This window comes from Rhizobium sp. 01T417, assembly GCF_056398905.1.
In genome coordinates this window covers 37927-54735 of the sequence record NZ_JBFTQH010000011.1, presented here as the reverse complement: position 1 = coordinate 54735, position 16809 = coordinate 37927, and the positions used below count along the sequence as shown (strand labels likewise).

At 61.0% G+C, this 16809-nt stretch carries 16 protein-coding genes; 10 read left to right on the top strand and 6 right to left on the bottom strand.

Annotated features, from left to right (window positions below):
• Positions 1 to 2: 2 nt before the first annotated feature.
• Complete coding sequence (locus AC1DPR_RS13595) at positions 3 to 542, top strand: Pycsar system effector family protein (protein WP_477816492.1); 540 nt, start codon at positions 3 to 5, stop codon at positions 540 to 542.
• Positions 543 to 771: 229 nt separating this feature from the next.
• Here AC1DPR_RS13595 and AC1DPR_RS13590 read toward each other — a convergent pair whose 3' ends face one another.
• Entirely contained in the window at positions 772 to 1617 is an 846-nt protein-coding gene (locus AC1DPR_RS13590; RefSeq protein ID WP_477816491.1) for an arylamine N-acetyltransferase family protein, read from the bottom strand.
• Between the two features lie 70 nt (positions 1618 to 1687).
• Positions 1688 to 2149: a cupin domain-containing protein gene (locus AC1DPR_RS13585; protein ID WP_340652145.1), complete on the bottom strand. Its 462-nt coding sequence runs from the start codon at positions 2147 to 2149 to the stop codon at positions 1688 to 1690.
• 264 nt (positions 2150 to 2413) lie between these two features.
• Here AC1DPR_RS13585 and AC1DPR_RS13580 point away from each other — a divergent pair, with 264 nt between their 5' ends.
• Complete coding sequence (locus AC1DPR_RS13580) at positions 2414 to 2887, top strand: pyridoxamine 5'-phosphate oxidase family protein (protein WP_477816490.1); 474 nt, start codon at positions 2414 to 2416, stop codon at positions 2885 to 2887.
• Positions 2884 to 4227, top strand: coding sequence for a GAF domain-containing protein (locus tag AC1DPR_RS13575; protein ID WP_477816489.1), 1344 nt, complete (start codon positions 2884 to 2886; stop codon positions 4225 to 4227). Before AC1DPR_RS13580 ends, AC1DPR_RS13575 begins: the two co-directional genes overlap by 4 nt.
• Before the next feature lie 28 nt (positions 4228 to 4255).
• Here AC1DPR_RS13575 and AC1DPR_RS13570 read toward each other — a convergent pair whose 3' ends face one another.
• Positions 4256 to 5119, bottom strand: coding sequence for a DMT family transporter (locus AC1DPR_RS13570; protein ID WP_477816557.1), 864 nt, complete (start codon positions 5117 to 5119; stop codon positions 4256 to 4258).
• Between the two features lie 87 nt (positions 5120 to 5206).
• Between AC1DPR_RS13570 and AC1DPR_RS13565 the strand changes: the two genes are divergently transcribed.
• A complete protein-coding gene (locus AC1DPR_RS13565) occupies positions 5207 to 6622 on the top strand; it encodes an aminotransferase-like domain-containing protein (protein WP_477816488.1) in 1416 nt (471 codons plus the stop codon).
• Positions 6623 to 6645: 23 nt separating this feature from the next.
• On the opposite strand, the gene AC1DPR_RS13560 is transcribed toward AC1DPR_RS13565, so the two are convergent.
• Positions 6646 to 7422 carry a DUF1194 domain-containing protein gene (locus AC1DPR_RS13560; protein ID WP_477816487.1) on the bottom strand — a complete coding sequence of 259 codons (777 nt, stop codon included), beginning with the start codon at positions 7420 to 7422 and terminating at the stop codon, positions 6646 to 6648.
• 279 nt (positions 7423 to 7701) lie between these two features.
• Here AC1DPR_RS13560 and AC1DPR_RS13555 point away from each other — a divergent pair, with 279 nt between their 5' ends.
• Positions 7702 to 8667, top strand: a complete 966-nt coding sequence (locus tag AC1DPR_RS13555) for a S1C family serine protease (RefSeq protein ID WP_025660210.1) — start codon at positions 7702 to 7704, stop codon at positions 8665 to 8667.
• Positions 8668 to 9064: 397 nt separating this feature from the next.
• On the opposite strand, the gene xdhC is transcribed toward AC1DPR_RS13555, so the two are convergent.
• Positions 9065 to 9919, bottom strand: a complete 855-nt coding sequence (xdhC, locus tag AC1DPR_RS13550; protein WP_477816486.1) for a xanthine dehydrogenase accessory protein XdhC — start codon at positions 9917 to 9919, stop codon at positions 9065 to 9067.
• A gap of 230 nt (positions 9920 to 10149) precedes the next feature.
• Positions 10150 to 11208 (bottom strand): AraC family transcriptional regulator, encoded by a 1059-nt coding sequence (locus AC1DPR_RS13545; RefSeq protein ID WP_477816485.1) that lies wholly within the window; start codon positions 11206 to 11208, stop codon positions 10150 to 10152.
• Between the two features lie 153 nt (positions 11209 to 11361).
• Between AC1DPR_RS13545 and AC1DPR_RS13540 the strand changes: the two genes are divergently transcribed.
• The 5 genes from AC1DPR_RS13540 (at position 11362) to AC1DPR_RS13520 (ending at position 16808) form a co-directional block, all read left to right on the top strand.
• Positions 11362 to 12129 carry a 3-hydroxyacyl-CoA dehydrogenase gene (locus tag AC1DPR_RS13540; protein ID WP_477816484.1) on the top strand — a complete coding sequence of 256 codons (768 nt, stop codon included), beginning with the start codon at positions 11362 to 11364 and terminating at the stop codon, positions 12127 to 12129.
• Positions 12130 to 12154: 25 nt separating this feature from the next.
• Positions 12155 to 13342: an acetyl-CoA C-acyltransferase gene (locus AC1DPR_RS13535; protein WP_477816483.1), complete on the top strand. Its 1188-nt coding sequence runs from the start codon at positions 12155 to 12157 to the stop codon at positions 13340 to 13342.
• 22 nt (positions 13343 to 13364) lie between these two features.
• A complete protein-coding gene (locus AC1DPR_RS13530) occupies positions 13365 to 14492 on the top strand; it encodes an acyl-CoA dehydrogenase family protein (RefSeq protein WP_477816482.1) in 1128 nt (375 codons plus the stop codon).
• Positions 14493 to 14560: 68 nt separating this feature from the next.
• Entirely contained in the window at positions 14561 to 15793 is a 1233-nt protein-coding gene (locus tag AC1DPR_RS13525; RefSeq protein WP_477816481.1) for a thiamine pyrophosphate-dependent enzyme, read from the top strand.
• Position 15794: 1 nt separating this feature from the next.
• Positions 15795 to 16808, top strand: a complete 1014-nt coding sequence (locus AC1DPR_RS13520) for an alpha-ketoacid dehydrogenase subunit beta (RefSeq protein ID WP_018857997.1) — start codon at positions 15795 to 15797, stop codon at positions 16806 to 16808.
• Position 16809: the final 1 nt, after the last annotated feature.

The following is a 16809-nucleotide window of genomic DNA, read 5'->3' as shown; positions in this document are numbered from 1 at the left end:
ATGTGAGTGACGTCGAGAACACCACGGACTTTTTGAGTAGTCCTCCAACAAATACAGATATTAGCTCCGAGTACTTCGATCACATCAAGAAGATAAACGACATATTCTACGATCAAATCAAGATTTCAGACCAAAAAGCTGCGTATATTTTTACGTTCATGCTCGCGTTTCTTGTTACATCGAGCGAGGGACGTGAGGTTTTTGCCTGGAGCCGCTACGCCCACGGGACGCCGATAGGCATTCTTTTCTCCGGCGCGCTTGCTCTGGCTTCAATCTTTTCGATTCTTTCTGCGATTCTCGTCGTCCTCCCTCGGCACTTGAATTCATCAACATCCCTGTTCTGGGGCACCTGGCACAAGCACCGAGGGCACTTTTGTGAAGCCGCGGGCAAGCGCGACGCCGGCTATCTGTTTGAACAATACCTCGAAAACGCCGACATTCTTTCGACCATCGCGCGTGGAAAATACCGGTGCGTCGTCTGCGCATTCCGGGGGCTGATGGTGACCGTCGTCGCTTACATTCTCTTGCTCGCAGCGACGTAAGAGGTTCGGTCTTTTGGCATCCCTCGCATGGCACGGCCGCCGCTTTGGCCATGTCGTAGTACGGAGTTCTCAGGTTTCACGGCTTTTTGGGCGCCCCCACAGGCGGCATACCTTATGCCGATGCCCGAACCCCGCCAATGGCGAGTGCCGTGTTCAGGGCGAGATGGTCATAGAATTATGTGAAGCATCGATGTTTCCTTGAGTTCCAGAGTGTTGATGGGCGGCCTTTTCAGGCCGCCTTGTTATGACCGATCGCCTGGATCTTTTCCCAGACCCGTCTGAATTGGGGAACGTCGAGGTCGAAAAAGGTTTCGAACGTGTCCGCGAGATGGTCCGCGCTTGTGATGCGCAGCTCGCGAACGCTGTTCGGCGTTACGCTGCGCAAGCGATCGTTCTGCAGGGCGACATAGCCGTCCGTGGTATGACGCAGAACTCCAAGCGCATTTGTGAACGGCGACCCCGGGTCCTGCATCAACCAGGCATGCGTGGCTGCCATGGCCGCCTCGTCGCTGTGGTCCGCCCGGAAATCGAAGCTGGACGCTATACCCCGCATGTGATTGTTGAAGCGCAACCAGCCGTCATCTGTCGGCATGATCGAAAAATCGAAACCGCGCTGGCTGATGGGTCCGACGGCAAGCGGGACGGGTTCGATGATGGCATCGGCCACGCCCACTTCGGCGAGATAAGGTCGATGAAGATCGACCCGTAGCGTCAGGTGATTGCCGATCGCGATGTCCCCGAGCTTTTCACGGTCGACGCCGCCGCAAAGGCGGGTCACTCGAAAGCCGAGTGCATCGAGAGCCGCACCGAAGAGGCCATTCATCTCGTAGCACCAACCACCGCGCCTTCCTTCCACCATTTTGGCGAAAGCCGATCTCGGTGTGATCGAGGACGGCCACTCCATGAAGGCATCCAGCGCTTCCCATGTGAATGTCATGAGGTGGGCGCGATGCAGTCTCGACAGGCTCTGAAGGTCGAGAGAAATAGGCCGGGAGACCCCGATCTTGGCAAGATAGGCATCCAGCTGATTGGCTGTCAGCGTCATTTCGTTTTCGTTTGAAGGCGCGCGTGTCATCCTTCGGTCTCCTTTCGATGGACCGTTATTGAATTCTCGATGCTGTATTTCAGGGTGGCTCGTCGCCGGATCAGGCGACCTTGCGGCCTTCGACGGGCAGGAAGGTCAGGCCGAAATCCATCGCGACAGAGGCGATTTGTTCGGGCGTTTCGGGCTTGCAAAGCTCGATGATCGGAAAGAAATTCTCGAACCCGCCCGGCGTCACAACGACCATGATATGGCCTTCGCTTTCACCGACATTCCGGAAGCGATGCGGAACGCCGCGTGGCAGCGCGATGCAGCCCCCTTCCGTCAGTTCGACATAGTCACCGGCACACCAGAAACCGAAGCGGCCAGACAGCACACGGAAAAACTCATCCTCGCGCTCGTGCATATGAAGCGGCGGACCTTCTCCGGGCGGCACGATGGCCTCAAACATACCGAACGAACCGCCGGTGTTGGCCGCCATCATGCGTATGACATGCTTGCCGAACGCCATTGCGGGCGTTCCATGGTTCGGCGGCGATACCGCCGCATGCGTAAACTTCTCCATCATTCACTCCAGGCTTCAGCCGTTTCGGTTGCGACGATTTCGTGCCCGGACGGGTTCGGATGCCGTGCCGGTCCGATATGCCGGCATGATCTCGGCGTTTGTAGCTTCCACAAACGACGGGGCAGGTGGTTATCCAGACGGTCCAGTCCGTGCGGCGTTTCTATAGCGCGCCGGAAAAACGCGCGTTCCTAAAAGAATGTGCAAACCGTGCCGAATATCCTAAAAGGATGCTAAAGAGGGTTAGGACACGCAGTGGGGGCGGCGGTGCAGGTCGACGACAAGCTTCTCGATTTCTTCAAGCGACCACTTATGTGCATCATAGCCGCCGCTGACGAAACGGGGCACCCATCCGCTGGACGCGGTGTCGGCTTCCACATTTTCGACGACCGGGAGACGATCGACGTCATCTTCTCGTCCTGGCAATGGCCTCGGCTCGAAACCTCCGTCYGGCAGACGGGCCGGATTGCCGCCACCTTCGTCAGTCCGTCTGACTATGTAAGCTTTCAGCTCAAGGGGGCCGCCTCGATGCGGGACACGGAGGCACATGATATCGATTGTGCCGACCGCTTCATCGCGGCAGCCACGGGCGAGCTTGAAGCCCTTGGAGTGCCCGGGCGCATCATCACGCCGTGGCTTACTGCTCGCGAGGCCAAGGTCGTTCGGCTTTCCGTGAGTGAAATATACATCCAGACGCCCGGGCCGCTTGCCGGCATGCTGGCTTTCGCGAGGCCCAGATGAGCTTGCGTCTCAGCGACCTGTCAGCCTGCTTCGAAGGCGTCATTCCCTCCATCATCGCCACTGCCGCGGCCGACGGAACGCCAAACATCTCCTATCTGTCTCATGTGGTGCGGGTCGACGAAGACCACGTTGCCCTCTCCAATCAGTTCTTTGCCAAGACGGCGGCGAACGTGCGCGCCAACCCTCAGGTCGCGCTGATCCTCGTCGATGGCTTCACGGGCGACCAGTTCCTGCTCGACATCGGATTCGTGCGCTCCGTCGATGCCGGCCAGCTGTTCGACAAGATAGCGCTCCAGCTCAAGGCGAGCAGCGCGCAGGTCGGCATGTCGGAGGTCATGCGGCTGCGGAGCGCGGATATCTTCCGGGTGCGCCGGATCGAGAAGGTCCCCTCCCCAGTGGAAACCGCGCGTAGCCCGACAGGCCGTGATCCCGTCAGCCTTCCCGCTCTCTCGGACGCAATCCGGGCCATCGAACGGCAGGGAGAAGCGGACGAGATCATCGATAGCCTGCTCGCCGGTATTCAGCGCGTTCTAGGATATCGAAATGCGGTCGTGCTCATCCATGATAGTCATCGCGGCTGCCTGGTCACGACCGGCAGCCTCGGCTACGACCGCTCGGGACTGGGATCCGAAATCGCCAGGAGTGAGGGGCTGATCGGCGCGGCGGCAACGAGCGGGCAAACGATCAAGGTCAGCGACATGAGCCGCGTGCGCCGACTCGGGGAAGCGATCGGCATGGAGGCAGAGGCATCGGAAAACGCCACGCGTATCGTCGCCTTTCCGCAATTGCCCATGGTAATGAGCCAGATCGCCGTTCCCATGTCAGCTCGAGGCACCGTGACCGGAGTACTTTTCGTCGAAAGCGCGGAACGGCTGGCCTTTCGCGAGGAAGATGAGGCAGCTCTTGAAATTCTCGCGGGACAGGCCGCCAGCGCCTTGAGGGCGAGCGAACGGGAGGCAGCGTCGGCCGAGCCGACGCAGGGTGCACCCGCGCTTGCGTGCGAACCTGCGGCCAGCGGCCGGGATATCCGCGTTGTCCATCATCGCGTGGACGACAGCGTGTTCGTCGACGGTACCTATATCGTGAAGGGCATTGCCGGTACGCTGCTTCGTCTGATGCTCGAATGGCACCTGAGCGACGGCCGCAACGAGTTCACTAACAGGGAGATGCGGCTGGCCGTTGGCGGCCGGATGCCGGAGATCAAGGACAATCTCGAGACCCGGCTGTTGCTGCTGCGCCGGCGGCTCGAAGAGAAGCAGGCCCCAATCCGGATTGTCAGGGTCGGAAGGGGCCGCGTTCGTCTGGAAGCGGAAGGAGCACTCAGGTTCGACGGCGCCTGAAAAGCGCTGCCGACAACGAGGCGCCGCGCTATCGGGCAAATTTGCGGGCAGCCGCCACGCAGGCAATCACCGCTGCGGTTACCGCAAACATCGTCCAGGTCACCGTTTCATGCAGCAGCGTTGCGGCAAGCGTCAGGCCGAGGAAGGGCTGAAGCAATTGAAGTTGACCGACGCTCGCGATTCCGCCTTGTGCCAGGCCCCGATACCAGAAAACAAAGCCGATCAGCATGCTGAATAAAGAGACATAGACGAGGCCCGCCAACGCAGGGGCATTGATGCCCGAGAAGCTTGTTGGCATGAACCAGATCGATGCAAGGATCATCAGCGGCAGCGACAGAACGAGCGCCCAGGAAATGACCTGCCATCCGCCGAGTTTCCGCGAAAGCTTCGCCCCTTCGGCGTAACCAAGCCCGCAGACGACGATCGCCGCCATCATCAAGGCGTCTCCGAGGGGTGCAGCACTCAGTCCCTGCGCCACGGCGAAACTGCAGACCAGCGCACTTCCCATCACTGCAAAGAACCAGAATGCCAACTTCGGACGTTCCCCGCCGCGGATCACGCCAAAGATGGCGGTGGCAAGTGGCAGGAGCCCGATAAAGACCACCGAATGTGCCGAGGTAACATGCTGCAGGGCAAGCGCAGTCAACAATGGAAAGCCGACCACCACGCCTGCGGCAACCACGACCAGCGATATCAGATCGTCTCTTGCCGGACGCTTCTCCTTGAACAGCAGCAACAGCAAAAGCGCCAGTGCTCCTGCAATTCCCGCTCGCGCCACTGTCAGAAACACCGGATCAAACTGCATGACCGCCACACGCGTGGCGGGCAGCGAGCCGCTGAAAATCACTACGCCAATCAGGCCGTTAAGCCACCCAGATGCGGTGCGGTCCATGTACACTGCCTTTCTCACATGCCGTCCTTATCGGCCTAAAGTCATGGCAGCGCCAGCGACAATCTGGTACAGTTCAAGAAAACTGTTATGCCTGAGGCAGCAGTACAGATGGATGCAAATACCGAAATCAACACCAGCCGGGTGGCGACGGTCATGGCTACGATCCGGCAACGGATCGCCGGCCGCACCCTGACGCCAGGCGCGAAATTGCCATCCGTTCGGGCAATGGCCAAAGCATCCGGCGTTTCGACGTCGACCGTCGTCGACGCCTATGAGCGCCTGGTTGCCGAAGGCGTGATCCTGTCTCGACCGGGTTCCGGTTTCTACGTCGCAAACCAAGCCGCTCCATTTTCCCTCTCCGACATCGGCCCCAAGCTGGACCGAGCCGTCGATCCGTTCTGGGTTTCCCGGCAGTCGCTTGAAGCCGATGAAGGAGATCTGAAGCCAGGTTGCGGCTGGCTCCCACCGTCCTGGCTTCCGGAAAACGGCATTCGACGGGCCTTGCGAACACTTTCGCGTGCCGACAACACGGCGTTCGCCGACTACGGCTCGCCCCTCGGATTACCGCCGTTGCGCCAGCATATTGCACGACGCATGGCGGAGCGAGGGGTGGAGGCCTCCCCGGATCAGATCATGCTGACGGAATCGGGCACACAGGCGATCGATCTTCTCTGCCGTTTCCTTCTCGAACCTGATGACGTCGTGCTGGTGGATGATCCCTGCTACTTCAATTTCCAGGCGCTGCTGCGGGCCCATCGTGCCAGGATCGTCAGCGTTCCCTATACACCCTCAGGTCCGAACATCGAACTGTTCGGCCAGGTTGTCGCTGAACATCGACCACGCCTCTACATCACCAACTCGGCAATCCACAACCCGACAGGCGCGACGCTTTCTCCTGTTGCGGCCCACAAGGTCCTGAAGATCGCTGATCAATTCGAACTCACCATCGTCGAGGACGATATTTTCGCCGATTTCGAGCACACGCCGGCGCCCCGTCTTGCGGCGTTTGATGGCTTGGACAGGGTCATTCATATCGGAAGCTTCTCCAAAACCCTGTCGGCCTCGGCCCGCTGCGGTTTCATCGCCGCAAAGCCGGAATGGGTCGATGCACTGATCGACCTCAAGATCGCCACGACATTCGGCGGCGGGCGGCTTTCGTCCGAACTTGTTTATAAGGTCCTCAGTGATGGCAGCTACCGCAAGCATGTCGAGGCTCTGCGCAGCCGGCTCTCGGAGGCGATGTTTAACGTCTCGGCGAAGCTGAAGAACCTCGGCATCGTTCCCTGGCTGGAACCCTCGGCAGGCATGTTTCTTTGGTGCCGGTTGCCCGGAAACGCCAATGCGGCCGATGTTGCACGCGCTGCCCTGGAACGGAAAATTGTCCTCGCCCCAGGAAACGCGTTCAGCCTTTCGCAATCAGCCCGAAACTTTATGCGCTTCAATGTTTCCCAGACGTTGGATGCCCGCGTCTTCGATGTGCTGCGCGACACATTGATGGGCTGAGAGGGCGACAGCCCGGTTCGCGATCATCGCTCGAACATGTCCTGCCATTGCCGCTCGCCGATCATGCAGTCGGTCGCGGGTTGGCCGGCGATCCGCTGTGTCGCCGGCGGTGGAGGAAGACCACTGACCTCAAGCACAAGTTTCCGCCGCACCGCGACGGCGAAATCCTCGATCTTGTAGACTGGCAAGACGAAAGAACCTGGGCCGCCGATCACGCAATCCGCATAATACCTGTCGAGACCGCCTGGAGCCCCGGACGGGCGCAGCATGAGCGCAAGTCCATTGATGACCATGCCCGTCTCCACTGCCTTGTCGCGCGTCGGCGCAACCGGACTGCCGGAATTGTTCGTACCGTCTCCCGAGACGTCGATCACCTGTCGCATACCGGTGTAGGGGCTGGAGACGATCATCGCAGCCCCTTGCGCAATCGCGGTGGAGATCGACGTGCGGCGCTGCGTGGCGATCGGACGCTGCTCGAGCTTGTTGGCAAAGTCGATCGCGTCCTGTTCCGTCGCGATCACATGCCAGTCGATGACGGAATCCGGCACCACATAGCCCGCCCATTCGAAGTAACTGATCGCAATGCGTCCTGTGAGCCCCCCGGTCACCGCATCGATGAATTCTCTGTGCTTGAGCGCCTCGACATAGCCTTCGCGCTGGATGCGAGCCTCTTCCTGATCCATGGATCGAGAGGTATCGACTGCGAGGACGAGTTTCACGTCAACCTCGCCTCCCCCGGGTTCCGCCACAACGGGGGCTGCACCGGAGAGGCTGATCAGCATCGCGAGCGTCGCAAACATGGCACTCCAATCCCCTTATACAAGCAGTCAAAAATGTAGCACAGCTTCACACGCAGGCGACGTTGCCTTGCATCCCCTGGGTCAAATTTCAGTGATGGGCCGGCTCGATGCCGGCGTCTGTGAACGTGCCCGCGACAGCAGCTCGGACTCACCCCTTGATTTAAGTTGCGCGCAATCTCATCTGAATAGACACTATTTCAACCTGTCGAACCGACAGCCCCTCGCCTTTGCAGCCGCTGCCGTTCCTCAAAGCGACGCTTGCGCGTCGGAGGAGTTTTCATGGGATTCCTGGATCGTGACATCCAACCGTCTCAGGACGCTAGCCTGTTGGATGCCTATTCTCATTCTGTATCGAACGCGGTCGACCTCGTCGGCCCCGCGGTCAGTCGCATTGAAAGGGTGGGCGGCCGCGCCGGACACGGTTCCGGCTTCGCGATCTCTCCCGATGGTCTTGTCGTGACGAACAACCATGTCGTCGACGATGCCAAAACCGTTCGCATCAAAACGCCAGATGGCGCTGTGATCGAGGGCAAGGTGCTGGGCCGGGATCCGGACAGCGACCTCGCTCTCATTCGAGCGAACGACTGGCCGGGCGCCTGGGCCAAGCTTGGGGACTCGAAGAGCTTGAAGCGCGGCCACATCGCAATCGCAATTGGCAATCCGCTCGGTTTCGAGTGGACGGTGACGGCAGGCATCGTATCCGCGCTCGGCCGATCGATGCGCGCCGCCAGCGGACGCTTGATGGATGATATCATCCAGACCGATGCGGCGCTCAATCCGGGAAATTCCGGAGGCCCGCTTGTGTCCTCGGCAGGCGAGGTCATTGGCGTCAACACGGCCGTGATCCAAGGTGCGCAAAGCATCGCCTTCTCTGTCGCTTCCAACACCGCCAAGCATGTTGTGTCGGAACTCTTGAGGTTCGGCCATGTGAGGCGCGCCTATATCGGCATCGCAGCGGATACCGTGGAACTGCAGCGCCGCGTGGCCCTGGAAGCCGGGCTTGTCCAGACAACGGCAGTGCGACTGCGCCGGGTCGAAATTGACAGTCCCGCAGCGCGAGCCGGGCTTCGGGAAGGTGACTATCTGCTTGCGATCGATGGCCACCCGACCTCGGGTATCGACGACGTGGTCAGGCTCATGGATGGCGACAGGATCGACATGGACGTCGAGGTGCTGATCTTTTCAGTCGCCGGGCGAATCGAACGCCACACGGTCCGTCCGACCCATCGACCGAAGTCGGCTTAGCCGTCAGGCCGTAGCCCTCGACCTCGCCCAATCTTACACGCGGTCTCAAGCAGTGAAGGAACGACCGAGCGCCCGCGATTGTTTCCTAGTTGAAAGGAGACGTCATGAGAGAAGAGTTACGCGAGATATCGTATTCACCGGCCATGTTGCAGAGACAGTATTGCCTCGACAAGGGAGAAGCGCGGCGGCTGCTGACCAGTTTCGGCAGCTCCCGGCATGAAATGGACAGGCTGCTTGCCGCGCGAGGCAGAACAACATTGCATCGAAGGCGCGAAATTCATACGCCTCTGTCAAAAGTTCCCTTTGGCATCGGATAGCCACCGATCGTGACATCGTAGCAAACCACGGTCGGTCAGGAACCCGACGACTCCCTCGAGGAAGCGGTAGCGTCGAAAGGTCATTCGTCAGCCCTAAGCTTGTGCTTTCCGCTAATGGCCCCCGCGCCGAAAGATAGCACCGCCACCATAATCTCGGCAGCCGCCAGCGTTGCGATGACAGCGGGGCGCTTATCTTTTATGGCGGTGCCGCCGATCGGGCAGACGAGGCGATCAAGAAGCTCTGGCCTGCCCACTTCGCGTAATAACCAATTCCTGAAGGTCGCACGCTTCGTCTTCGAGCCGATCATCCCGACATAGGCGGCATCGTCCCGACGCAGTGCTTCCGTGGCAATCAAAAAGTCGAGAGCGTGATCGTGGGTGAGGATGACAAACGCGCTTCCTGCCGGTGCATTGCGCACGATCGCCTCGGGCATTGCGGTCAGGCACGTTTCGATCCCCGAAGCACGCGAGGCGGCAAGCTCGTCTTCACGGGTATCGACCAGTATTGTGCGCAATGGCGCCAGTGACAGTGCAAGGGCCAATGCGTCGCCAACGTGACCGGCTCCAAAGACATAGACATGGGGCCGTTGGGCGATCTCGTCATCGGCCCGAGCAATCAACTCATCGGCCAGTTCGCTTGTGACCGCGGTGAAGGAAAGGCCAACGCGACCACCGCAGCATTGACCGATCTCAGGCCCGAGAGGAATGCTCATCGTCGCTACCGTCTGGGACTGGCGGAGTGCCCGTCGTGCCTGGTCGATCGCCATATATTCCAGTTGGCCGCCGCCGATCGTTGAAAAGGAACGGCTCTTGGACACCAGCATCCAGGCATCGGTATCGCGCGGCGTCGAGCCGACTGCCCCCGTCACTTCGACGAGTATGCAATCCGGTTCTCCGCGCAAAAAGCCCTGCAAATCCTCGCGAGCGGCAGGCATACCGATCAACCTTTCCTTTCGAGAACACGCATGCGCTCGATGGCACACGTTCCGGCATCCGAAGCACCGATGCACGGAGGAACATGATAGTCCGCAATGCTCGCTGCCGCCATATCCCTGGCTGCCCTCCCCTGACGACGCCCCTCGTACTCGGCACGGCAATGGTGCGCCGTTTAAATACCATTGTCAGCCGGGTATTTTCGTGCGCCGAGTGACGGACTTTGAAACGTTCAGGGCTCGATCCGGGATACGTGACGCATCGTCCGCGAGCTGCGCCCGTCCTGCCCGGCCACGCCACTGCCCTCGCGCCGGAACGTGTCGGGGCTTTTCGACATCCATTTGCGGAAGGCTCGGAAGAAGGCGCTGGGCTCCGAATAGCCAAGCTGGGCGGCGATATCACCTGTTGTCTTCGACGTGTTGAGCAGCAGATCGACGGCAAGATCGCGGCGTATGTCATCCTTGATGCCGGCGTAACTCTGGCCTTCGTCACGCAAGCGGTGACGCAAGGTTGAGGGCGGTATGCGCATTTCAACAGCGAGATCCGAGAATGTCTTCCATGCGGCCGGAGGCACCTTGTCCAAGCGCCGCCTGACGCTGGAGGCGAGCCCCGCATCGTAGCGATAGCGCACGAGGATATTGGCCGGTGCGCCCCGCAAAAACTGCTTCAGCGCCTGTTCCGTACGCGTGACCGGCAAATCCAGCATTGCGCTGTCGAAACCGAGGCGACTGGTTGGTTGTCCAAACCTGACGGGCGCTCCGAAGAAGAGCCGATAGTCAGCCCCCTGCGTCGGCTCGGCGCAACGGAAATCGACAAGCCGAATCGGAATGCGCCTGCCGACCAGCCAGCAGGTTATCCCATGGATAAGGATCCAATAGGTGCGATAGGCGAAGGCCGACCGTGCTTCACAGGCATCCGTTAATTCGATCTGGGCAAGCCCGTCTCTGACAACAAGCTTGCCACGCGGATCGTCCAGCACCACGTCGAGGAAACGCAGTGCCCGGCGCAGCGCGTGGCCGAGCGTCGGCGCGTGCAGGACACAATGGCAAAGCAGCGTAAAGCTGCCGCTGCGCATCGGACGCCCGCCCATCCCGAAAAACTCGTCATCGAGCTCCTTGGCAATCACAAGCCAGAGAGCGCCATAGCTCTCGGCGGATACGGGCTCATCGATAACCTCGGGCAGCCCCAGCGACGCAAGAATTGGCGCTGTCGGCCGCCCTGTTCGGCGCAAGCTGTCAAGCGCCTCCTCGACGAAGCCGCGCGCGATCATGCGTCTCTCAATGTCAGCCACCAGCTCCTCCACCTATGGCAAAACTGTCCGAAACAATGCAGCATTTTTGTCATCGCTTGCAATATGGCGACGGAATAGAATCCGTCAGCTTGGGCTGGGGCGGGGAGATGTCACAGTCCGGGCAGACGATCGCAAGGTGATGGGAGCAAACCGATGCTGATCCGTGAAGGAAGCTTTATCGTTACCGGTGGAGGTTCTGGCCTGGGCGCTGCCACGGCGCGCATGCTGGCTGAGAACGGCGCGCGCGTCATCATCGCCGACCTCAACGAGACTGCCGGCGAAGCGATCGCCGCGGAACTCGGGGTGAACGCAAGATACGTCAGGGCCGATGTGACGAGCGCCGGGGATGGTGCAGCTGTCGTAGCCGCTGCGATGGAGGCCTTTGGCGGCCTGAGCGGGCTTGTGAACTGCGCAGGCGTGGCGCCGGGCGAGAAGATCATCGGTCGCAACGGCCCCCACGATCTCGACAGCTTCGTGCGCACGATCACCATCAACCTCGTTGGCACGTTCAATATGATCCGATTGGCGGCATCTGCCATGCAGCAGCAGGACCCGGACGCTGAGGGGGAGCGCGGCGTCATCGTCAACACCGCATCGATCGCGGCCTTCGATGGACAGGTTGGACAGGCCGCATACGCAGCGTCCAAGGGTGGCATTGCCTCGATGACGCTTCCGATTGCACGCGAGCTTGCCCGCCATGGAATTCGGGTCGTGTCGATCGCCCCGGGCATCTTCGAGACGCCGATGATGGCCGGCATGCCACATGAGGTGCAGGAAGCGCTCGGCAAGAGCGTGCCCTTCCCGCCGCGCCTCGGAAGGCCTGCGGAATTTGCGGCGCTGGTGCGCCATATATGTGAAAACAGCATGCTGAACGGCGAGGTCATTCGCCTCGACGGCGCACTGCGCATGAGCGCGCGCTAGCGCGTTTTGACCAGGAGGCTTGAACATGGCTTTACAGGACCCTGTCGTCATTGTCGGAACGGCGCGCACGCCGATCGGCGGCTTCCAAGGCGAACTCAAAGGGGCAACGGCGCCCGACCTCGGTGCCGCCGCGATCCGCGCGGCACTTCAACGAAGCCGCGTGGATGCGGATGCCGTCGACGAGGTCGTATTCGGCTGCGTGCTCCCGGCCGGCCTCGGCCAGGCGCCTGCCCGGCAGGCGGCGATCGGCGCGGGCCTGCCTTTCTCGACCGGTGCAACCACCGTCAACAAGATGTGTGGCTCCGGCATGAAAGCCGTCATGCTGACACATGATCTCCTGGCAGCGGGCAGCGCCACGATCGGCGTCGCCGGCGGCATGGAAAGCATGACCAACGCGCCCTATCTTCTCGATCGTGCCCGTGGCGGTTACAGGCTCGGCCACGGACGCGTCATCGATCATATGTTCCTCGACGGGCTGGAGGATGCTTATGACAAGGGACGTTTGATGGGCACCTTCGCCGAGGACTGCGCCGAAGCTTACCAGTTCACGCGCGAGGCGCAGGACAATTATGCGGTGACATCATTGACCCGAGCGCAAGAGGCGATCCACACCGGCTGCTTCGACGCCGAGATCGCGCCAGTCACGATCGCTGCGGGAAAGAGCGAACAAACGGTCAGCCGGGACGAGCAGCCGGGCAAGGCGAAGATCGACAAGATCCCTCTCCTCAAGCCCGCCTTTCGCGACGGCGGGACCGTGACGGCTGCCAACTCCAGCTCGATTTCCGACGGTGCGGCCGCCCTCGTGCTGATGCGTCGTTCCGAGGCCGAGCGCAAAGGACTGGCACCGCTCGCGACCATTACTGGACACGCCACGCACTCGCAGGCGCCCAATCTCTTTGCCACGGCTCCGATCGGCGCCTTGCAGAAGCTCTCCGATCGCACCGGCTGGCCGCTCGAGACCGTCGATCTCTTCGAGATCAACGAGGCCTTTGCGGTTGTCGCCATGGCTGCGATGCGCGACCTCAGGCTACCAGAGGAAAAGGTTAACGTGCACGGCGGAGCCTGCGCTCTTGGCCACCCGATCGGCGCATCCGGCGCGCGTATCCTGGTCACGTTGCTTGCCGCCCTCAAGCGCTACGACCTGAAGCGCGGTATGGCAGCTCTGTGCATTGGCGGCGGCGAAGCGACCGCCGTGGCCATCGAGCGGCACTAGAGCGGACAGCAAGGAGGCAAGCATGGTTCTTTCCGATCTCCAGCAGCAAATTCGCGATCTGGCACGCGATTTTGCCCGCGAGCAACTTGCTCCTGGTGCGGCAGCACGTGACCGGGAGCACAGGTTTCCGCGCGAAGAGCTGAGCGAGATGGGCGAACTCGGTCTTCTTGGCATGCTGGTCCCCGAGGAATATGGCGGTTCCAATACCGGAACGCTCGCTTATGCAGCAGCTCTCGAGGAGATCGCTGCAGGCGACGGGCCATGCTCGACCATCATGAGCGTCCACAGTTCGGTCGCATGCGTGCCGATCCTGAAGTTCGGCACCGAGGAGCAAAAGCAGCGTTTCCTGCCGAAGCTTGCAAGCGGCGAATGGATTGGCGGCTTTGCGCTGACGGAGCCGCAAGCAGGTTCGGAAGCGTCCAACCTGCGCAGCCGCGCGCGCCTCGATGGCGATCACTACGTGCTCGATGGCGCCAAGCAATTCATCACGTCGGGCAAGAACGGTCAGATGATCATCGTCTTTGCGGTGACCGATCCGGATGCCGGGAAGAAGGGGATTACCGCCTTCATCGTACCGACCGACACGCCGGGCTACGAAGTCGTCCGCGTCGAGGAAAAGCTTGGCCTTCATTCGACCGACACCTGTCAGATCGCCTTCAGCAGCATGCGCGTCCCGGCCGAATTGCGGTTGGGTGCGGAGGGCGAAGGCTACCGGATCGCGCTGGCAAATCTCGAAGGCGGTCGCATCGGCATCGGCGCTCAGGCTGTCGGCATGGCACGCGCCGCTTTTGAGGCAGCGCGCGACTATGCACGCGAGCGCACGGCTTTCGGCAAGGCGATCATAGAGCACCAGGCGGTCGCCTTTCGCCTCGCCGATATGGCGACCCAGATCGAAGCAGCGCGCCAACTCGTCTTTCACGCTGCGGCGCTGCGCGACAATGGCCTGCCGTGCCTCTCCGAAGCATCGATGGCCAAGCTCTTCGCGTCCGAGATGGCAGAGCGGGTCTGTTCGGATGCGATCCAAATCCATGGGGGCTACGGTTATATGGCGGACTATCCGGTCGAGCGCATCTATCGGGATGTGCGCATCTGCCAGATTTATGAAGGCACGAGCGACGTGCAGAGAATGGTGATCGCGCGCAATCTATAAGAACAAGATCTGCGACGTTCCTCTTTGAGGAGAGATGCGAACATCGCAGTTGGGAGGGAAAATACGATATGACGGACACAGCTCAACTGAGCCTTCATGTGCCGGAACCTGCCGTCCGGCCGGGCGGCCTACCCGATTTCTCCAACGTGAAGATAGCCAAGGCAGGCGTGGTGCCGCGCCCCGAGATCGACGTTGCGCCGGAAGAGATCCGCGACCTCGCCTATTCGATCATTCGTGTCCTCAACCGCGAGGGAGAGGCTGTCGGCCCATGGTCGGGCATGCTCTCCGACGAAGAGTTGCTGACCGGCCTGCGCAACATGATGAAGCTTCGCGCCTTCGATGCTCGCATGCTCATGGCGCAGCGGCAGGGCAAGACGTCCTTCTACATGCAGCATCTCGGCGAGGAAGCCGTCAGTTGCGCCTTCCGTAAGGCGCTTCGCAAGGGCGACATGAACTTCCCGACCTACCGCCAGGCAGGTCTCCTGATCGCCGACGACTATCCGATGGTCGAGATGATGAACCAGATCTTCTCGAACGAAAGCGATCCGTTGCGAGGGCGCCAGCTGCCGATCATGTATTCGTCGAAGGAACACGGCTTTTTCACCATCTCGGGCAACCTCGCCACCCAATATGTCCAGGCGGTCGGCTGGGCCATGGCGTCGGCCATCAAGAACGACAGCAGGATCGCGGCCGCCTGGATCGGCGACGGCTCGACGGCGGAGTCCGATTTTCATTCCGCTCTGGTGTTCGCCTCTACCTACAAAGCCCCTGTCATCCTCAATATCGTCAACAATCAGTGGGCGATTTCAACATTCCAGGGGATCGCGCGGGGCGGCTCCGGCACGTTTGCAGCGCGCGGACTTGGTTTCGGCATTCCGGCCCTGCGCGTCGATGGCAACGACTATCTCGCGGTCTACGCAGTCGCACGTTGGGCAACCGAGCGGGCGCGGCGAAACCTCGGCCCCACCCTGATCGAATATGTCACCTACCGCGTTGGCGCTCATTCGACATCTGATGATCCGAGCGCCTATCGGCCAAAGACGGAGTCCGAAGCCTGGCCACTGGGCGATCCAGTGCTGCGCTTGAAAAAGCACCTGATCATCAGGGGCGCATGGTCGGAAGAGCGGCATGTCCAGGCCGAAGCGGAAATCATCGATGAGGTGATTGAAGCCCAGAAGCAGGCCGAGCACCACGGCACCCTGCATGCAGGGGGCAAGCCCTCGGTGCGAGACATCTTCGAAGGCGTCTACGCGGAAATGCCGCCACACATTCGTCGCCAGCGGCAGAAGGCAGGTTTCTGACATGGCCAGGATGACGATGATTGAAGCGGTGCGCAGCGCCATGGACGTTTCAATGGCCCGCGACGACAACGTGGTGGTGTTCGGCGAGGACGTCGGATACTTCGGCGGCGTGTTTCGCTGCACCCAAGGACTGCAGGCGAAGTACGGCAAGACAAGATGCTTCGACACGCCGATCAGCGAGTCCGGCATTGTCGGCACCGCTATCGGCATGGCGGCCTATGGTCTCAAGCCCTGTGTCGAGATCCAGTTCGCCGACTACATGTATCCGGCCTACGATCAGATCACCCAGGAGGCCGCCCGCATCCGCTATCGCTCGAACGGCGACTTCACATGTCCGATCGTGTTGCGAATGCCCACTGGCGGCGGCATTTTCGGCGGCCAGACCCACAGCCAGAGCCCGGAGGCATTGTTCACACATGTCTGCGGCTTGAAGGTCGTCGTACCCTCCAATCCCTATGACGCGAAGGGGCTGCTCATTTCCTCGATCGAGGATCCGGATCCGGTGATGTTCCTGGAACCGAAGCGGCTCTACAACGGGCCATTTGATGGCCACCACGAGCGTCCGGTCACGCCATGGTCGAAGCACGACCTCGGAGAGGTGCCCGAGGGCCATTACTCGATCCCGATCGGCAAGGCCGACATCCGGCGCTCGGGCTCAGCCGTGACGGTCATCGCCTACGGCACGATGGTGCACGTGGCGCTTGCTGCCGCCGAAGACACGGGCATCGATGCCGAGGTGATCGATCTGCGCAGCCTCTTGCCGCTGGACCTCGATAGCATCGTGCAGTCCGTCAACAAGACCGGGCGCTGCGTCGTCGTCCATGAGGCCACCCTGACGTCGGGGTTTGGCGCAGAGATCGCATCTCTCGTGCAGGAGCACTGCTTCTACCATCTCGAAGCGCCGGTCATGCGCGTTGCCGGCTGGGATACGCCCTATCCGCATGCGCAGGAATGGGACTACTTCCCCGGCCCCGGACGGGTTGGACGGGCGCTTGCCGAAGTCATGGAGGCCTGAC

Bases quoted from the DNA above. Each gene is read 5' to 3' on its own strand.
- AC1DPR_RS13560 (WP_477816487.1), bottom strand. From the start codon at position 7,422: ATGTTTGCGACGCTCGCGATGCTGATCAGCCTCTCCGGTGCAGCCCCC.
- AC1DPR_RS13590 (WP_477816491.1), bottom strand. From the start codon at position 1,617: ATGACACGCGCGCCTTCAAACGAAAACGAAATGACGCTGACAGCCAAT.
- AC1DPR_RS13570 (WP_477816557.1), bottom strand. From the start codon at position 5,119: ATGGACCGCACCGCATCTGGGTGGCTTAACGGCCTGATTGGCGTAGTG.
- AC1DPR_RS13520 (WP_018857997.1), top strand. From the start codon at position 15,795: ATGGCCAGGATGACGATGATTGAAGCGGTGCGCAGCGCCATGGACGTT.
- AC1DPR_RS13555 (WP_025660210.1), top strand. From the start codon at position 7,702: ATGGGATTCCTGGATCGTGACATCCAACCGTCTCAGGACGCTAGCCTG.
- AC1DPR_RS13575 (WP_477816489.1), top strand. From the start codon at position 2,884: ATGAGCTTGCGTCTCAGCGACCTGTCAGCCTGCTTCGAAGGCGTCATT.
- AC1DPR_RS13540 (WP_477816484.1), top strand. From the start codon at position 11,362: ATGCTGATCCGTGAAGGAAGCTTTATCGTTACCGGTGGAGGTTCTGGC.
- AC1DPR_RS13565 (WP_477816488.1), top strand. From the start codon at position 5,207: ATGCCTGAGGCAGCAGTACAGATGGATGCAAATACCGAAATCAACACC.
- AC1DPR_RS13530 (WP_477816482.1), top strand. From the start codon at position 13,365: ATGGTTCTTTCCGATCTCCAGCAGCAAATTCGCGATCTGGCACGCGAT.
- AC1DPR_RS13585 (WP_340652145.1), bottom strand. From the start codon at position 2,149: ATGGAGAAGTTTACGCATGCGGCGGTATCGCCGCCGAACCATGGAACG.
- AC1DPR_RS13535 (WP_477816483.1), top strand. From the start codon at position 12,155: ATGGCTTTACAGGACCCTGTCGTCATTGTCGGAACGGCGCGCACGCCG.
- xdhC (WP_477816486.1), bottom strand. From the start codon at position 9,919: ATGCCTGCCGCTCGCGAGGATTTGCAGGGCTTTTTGCGCGGAGAACCG.
- AC1DPR_RS13525 (WP_477816481.1), top strand. From the start codon at position 14,561: ATGACGGACACAGCTCAACTGAGCCTTCATGTGCCGGAACCTGCCGTC.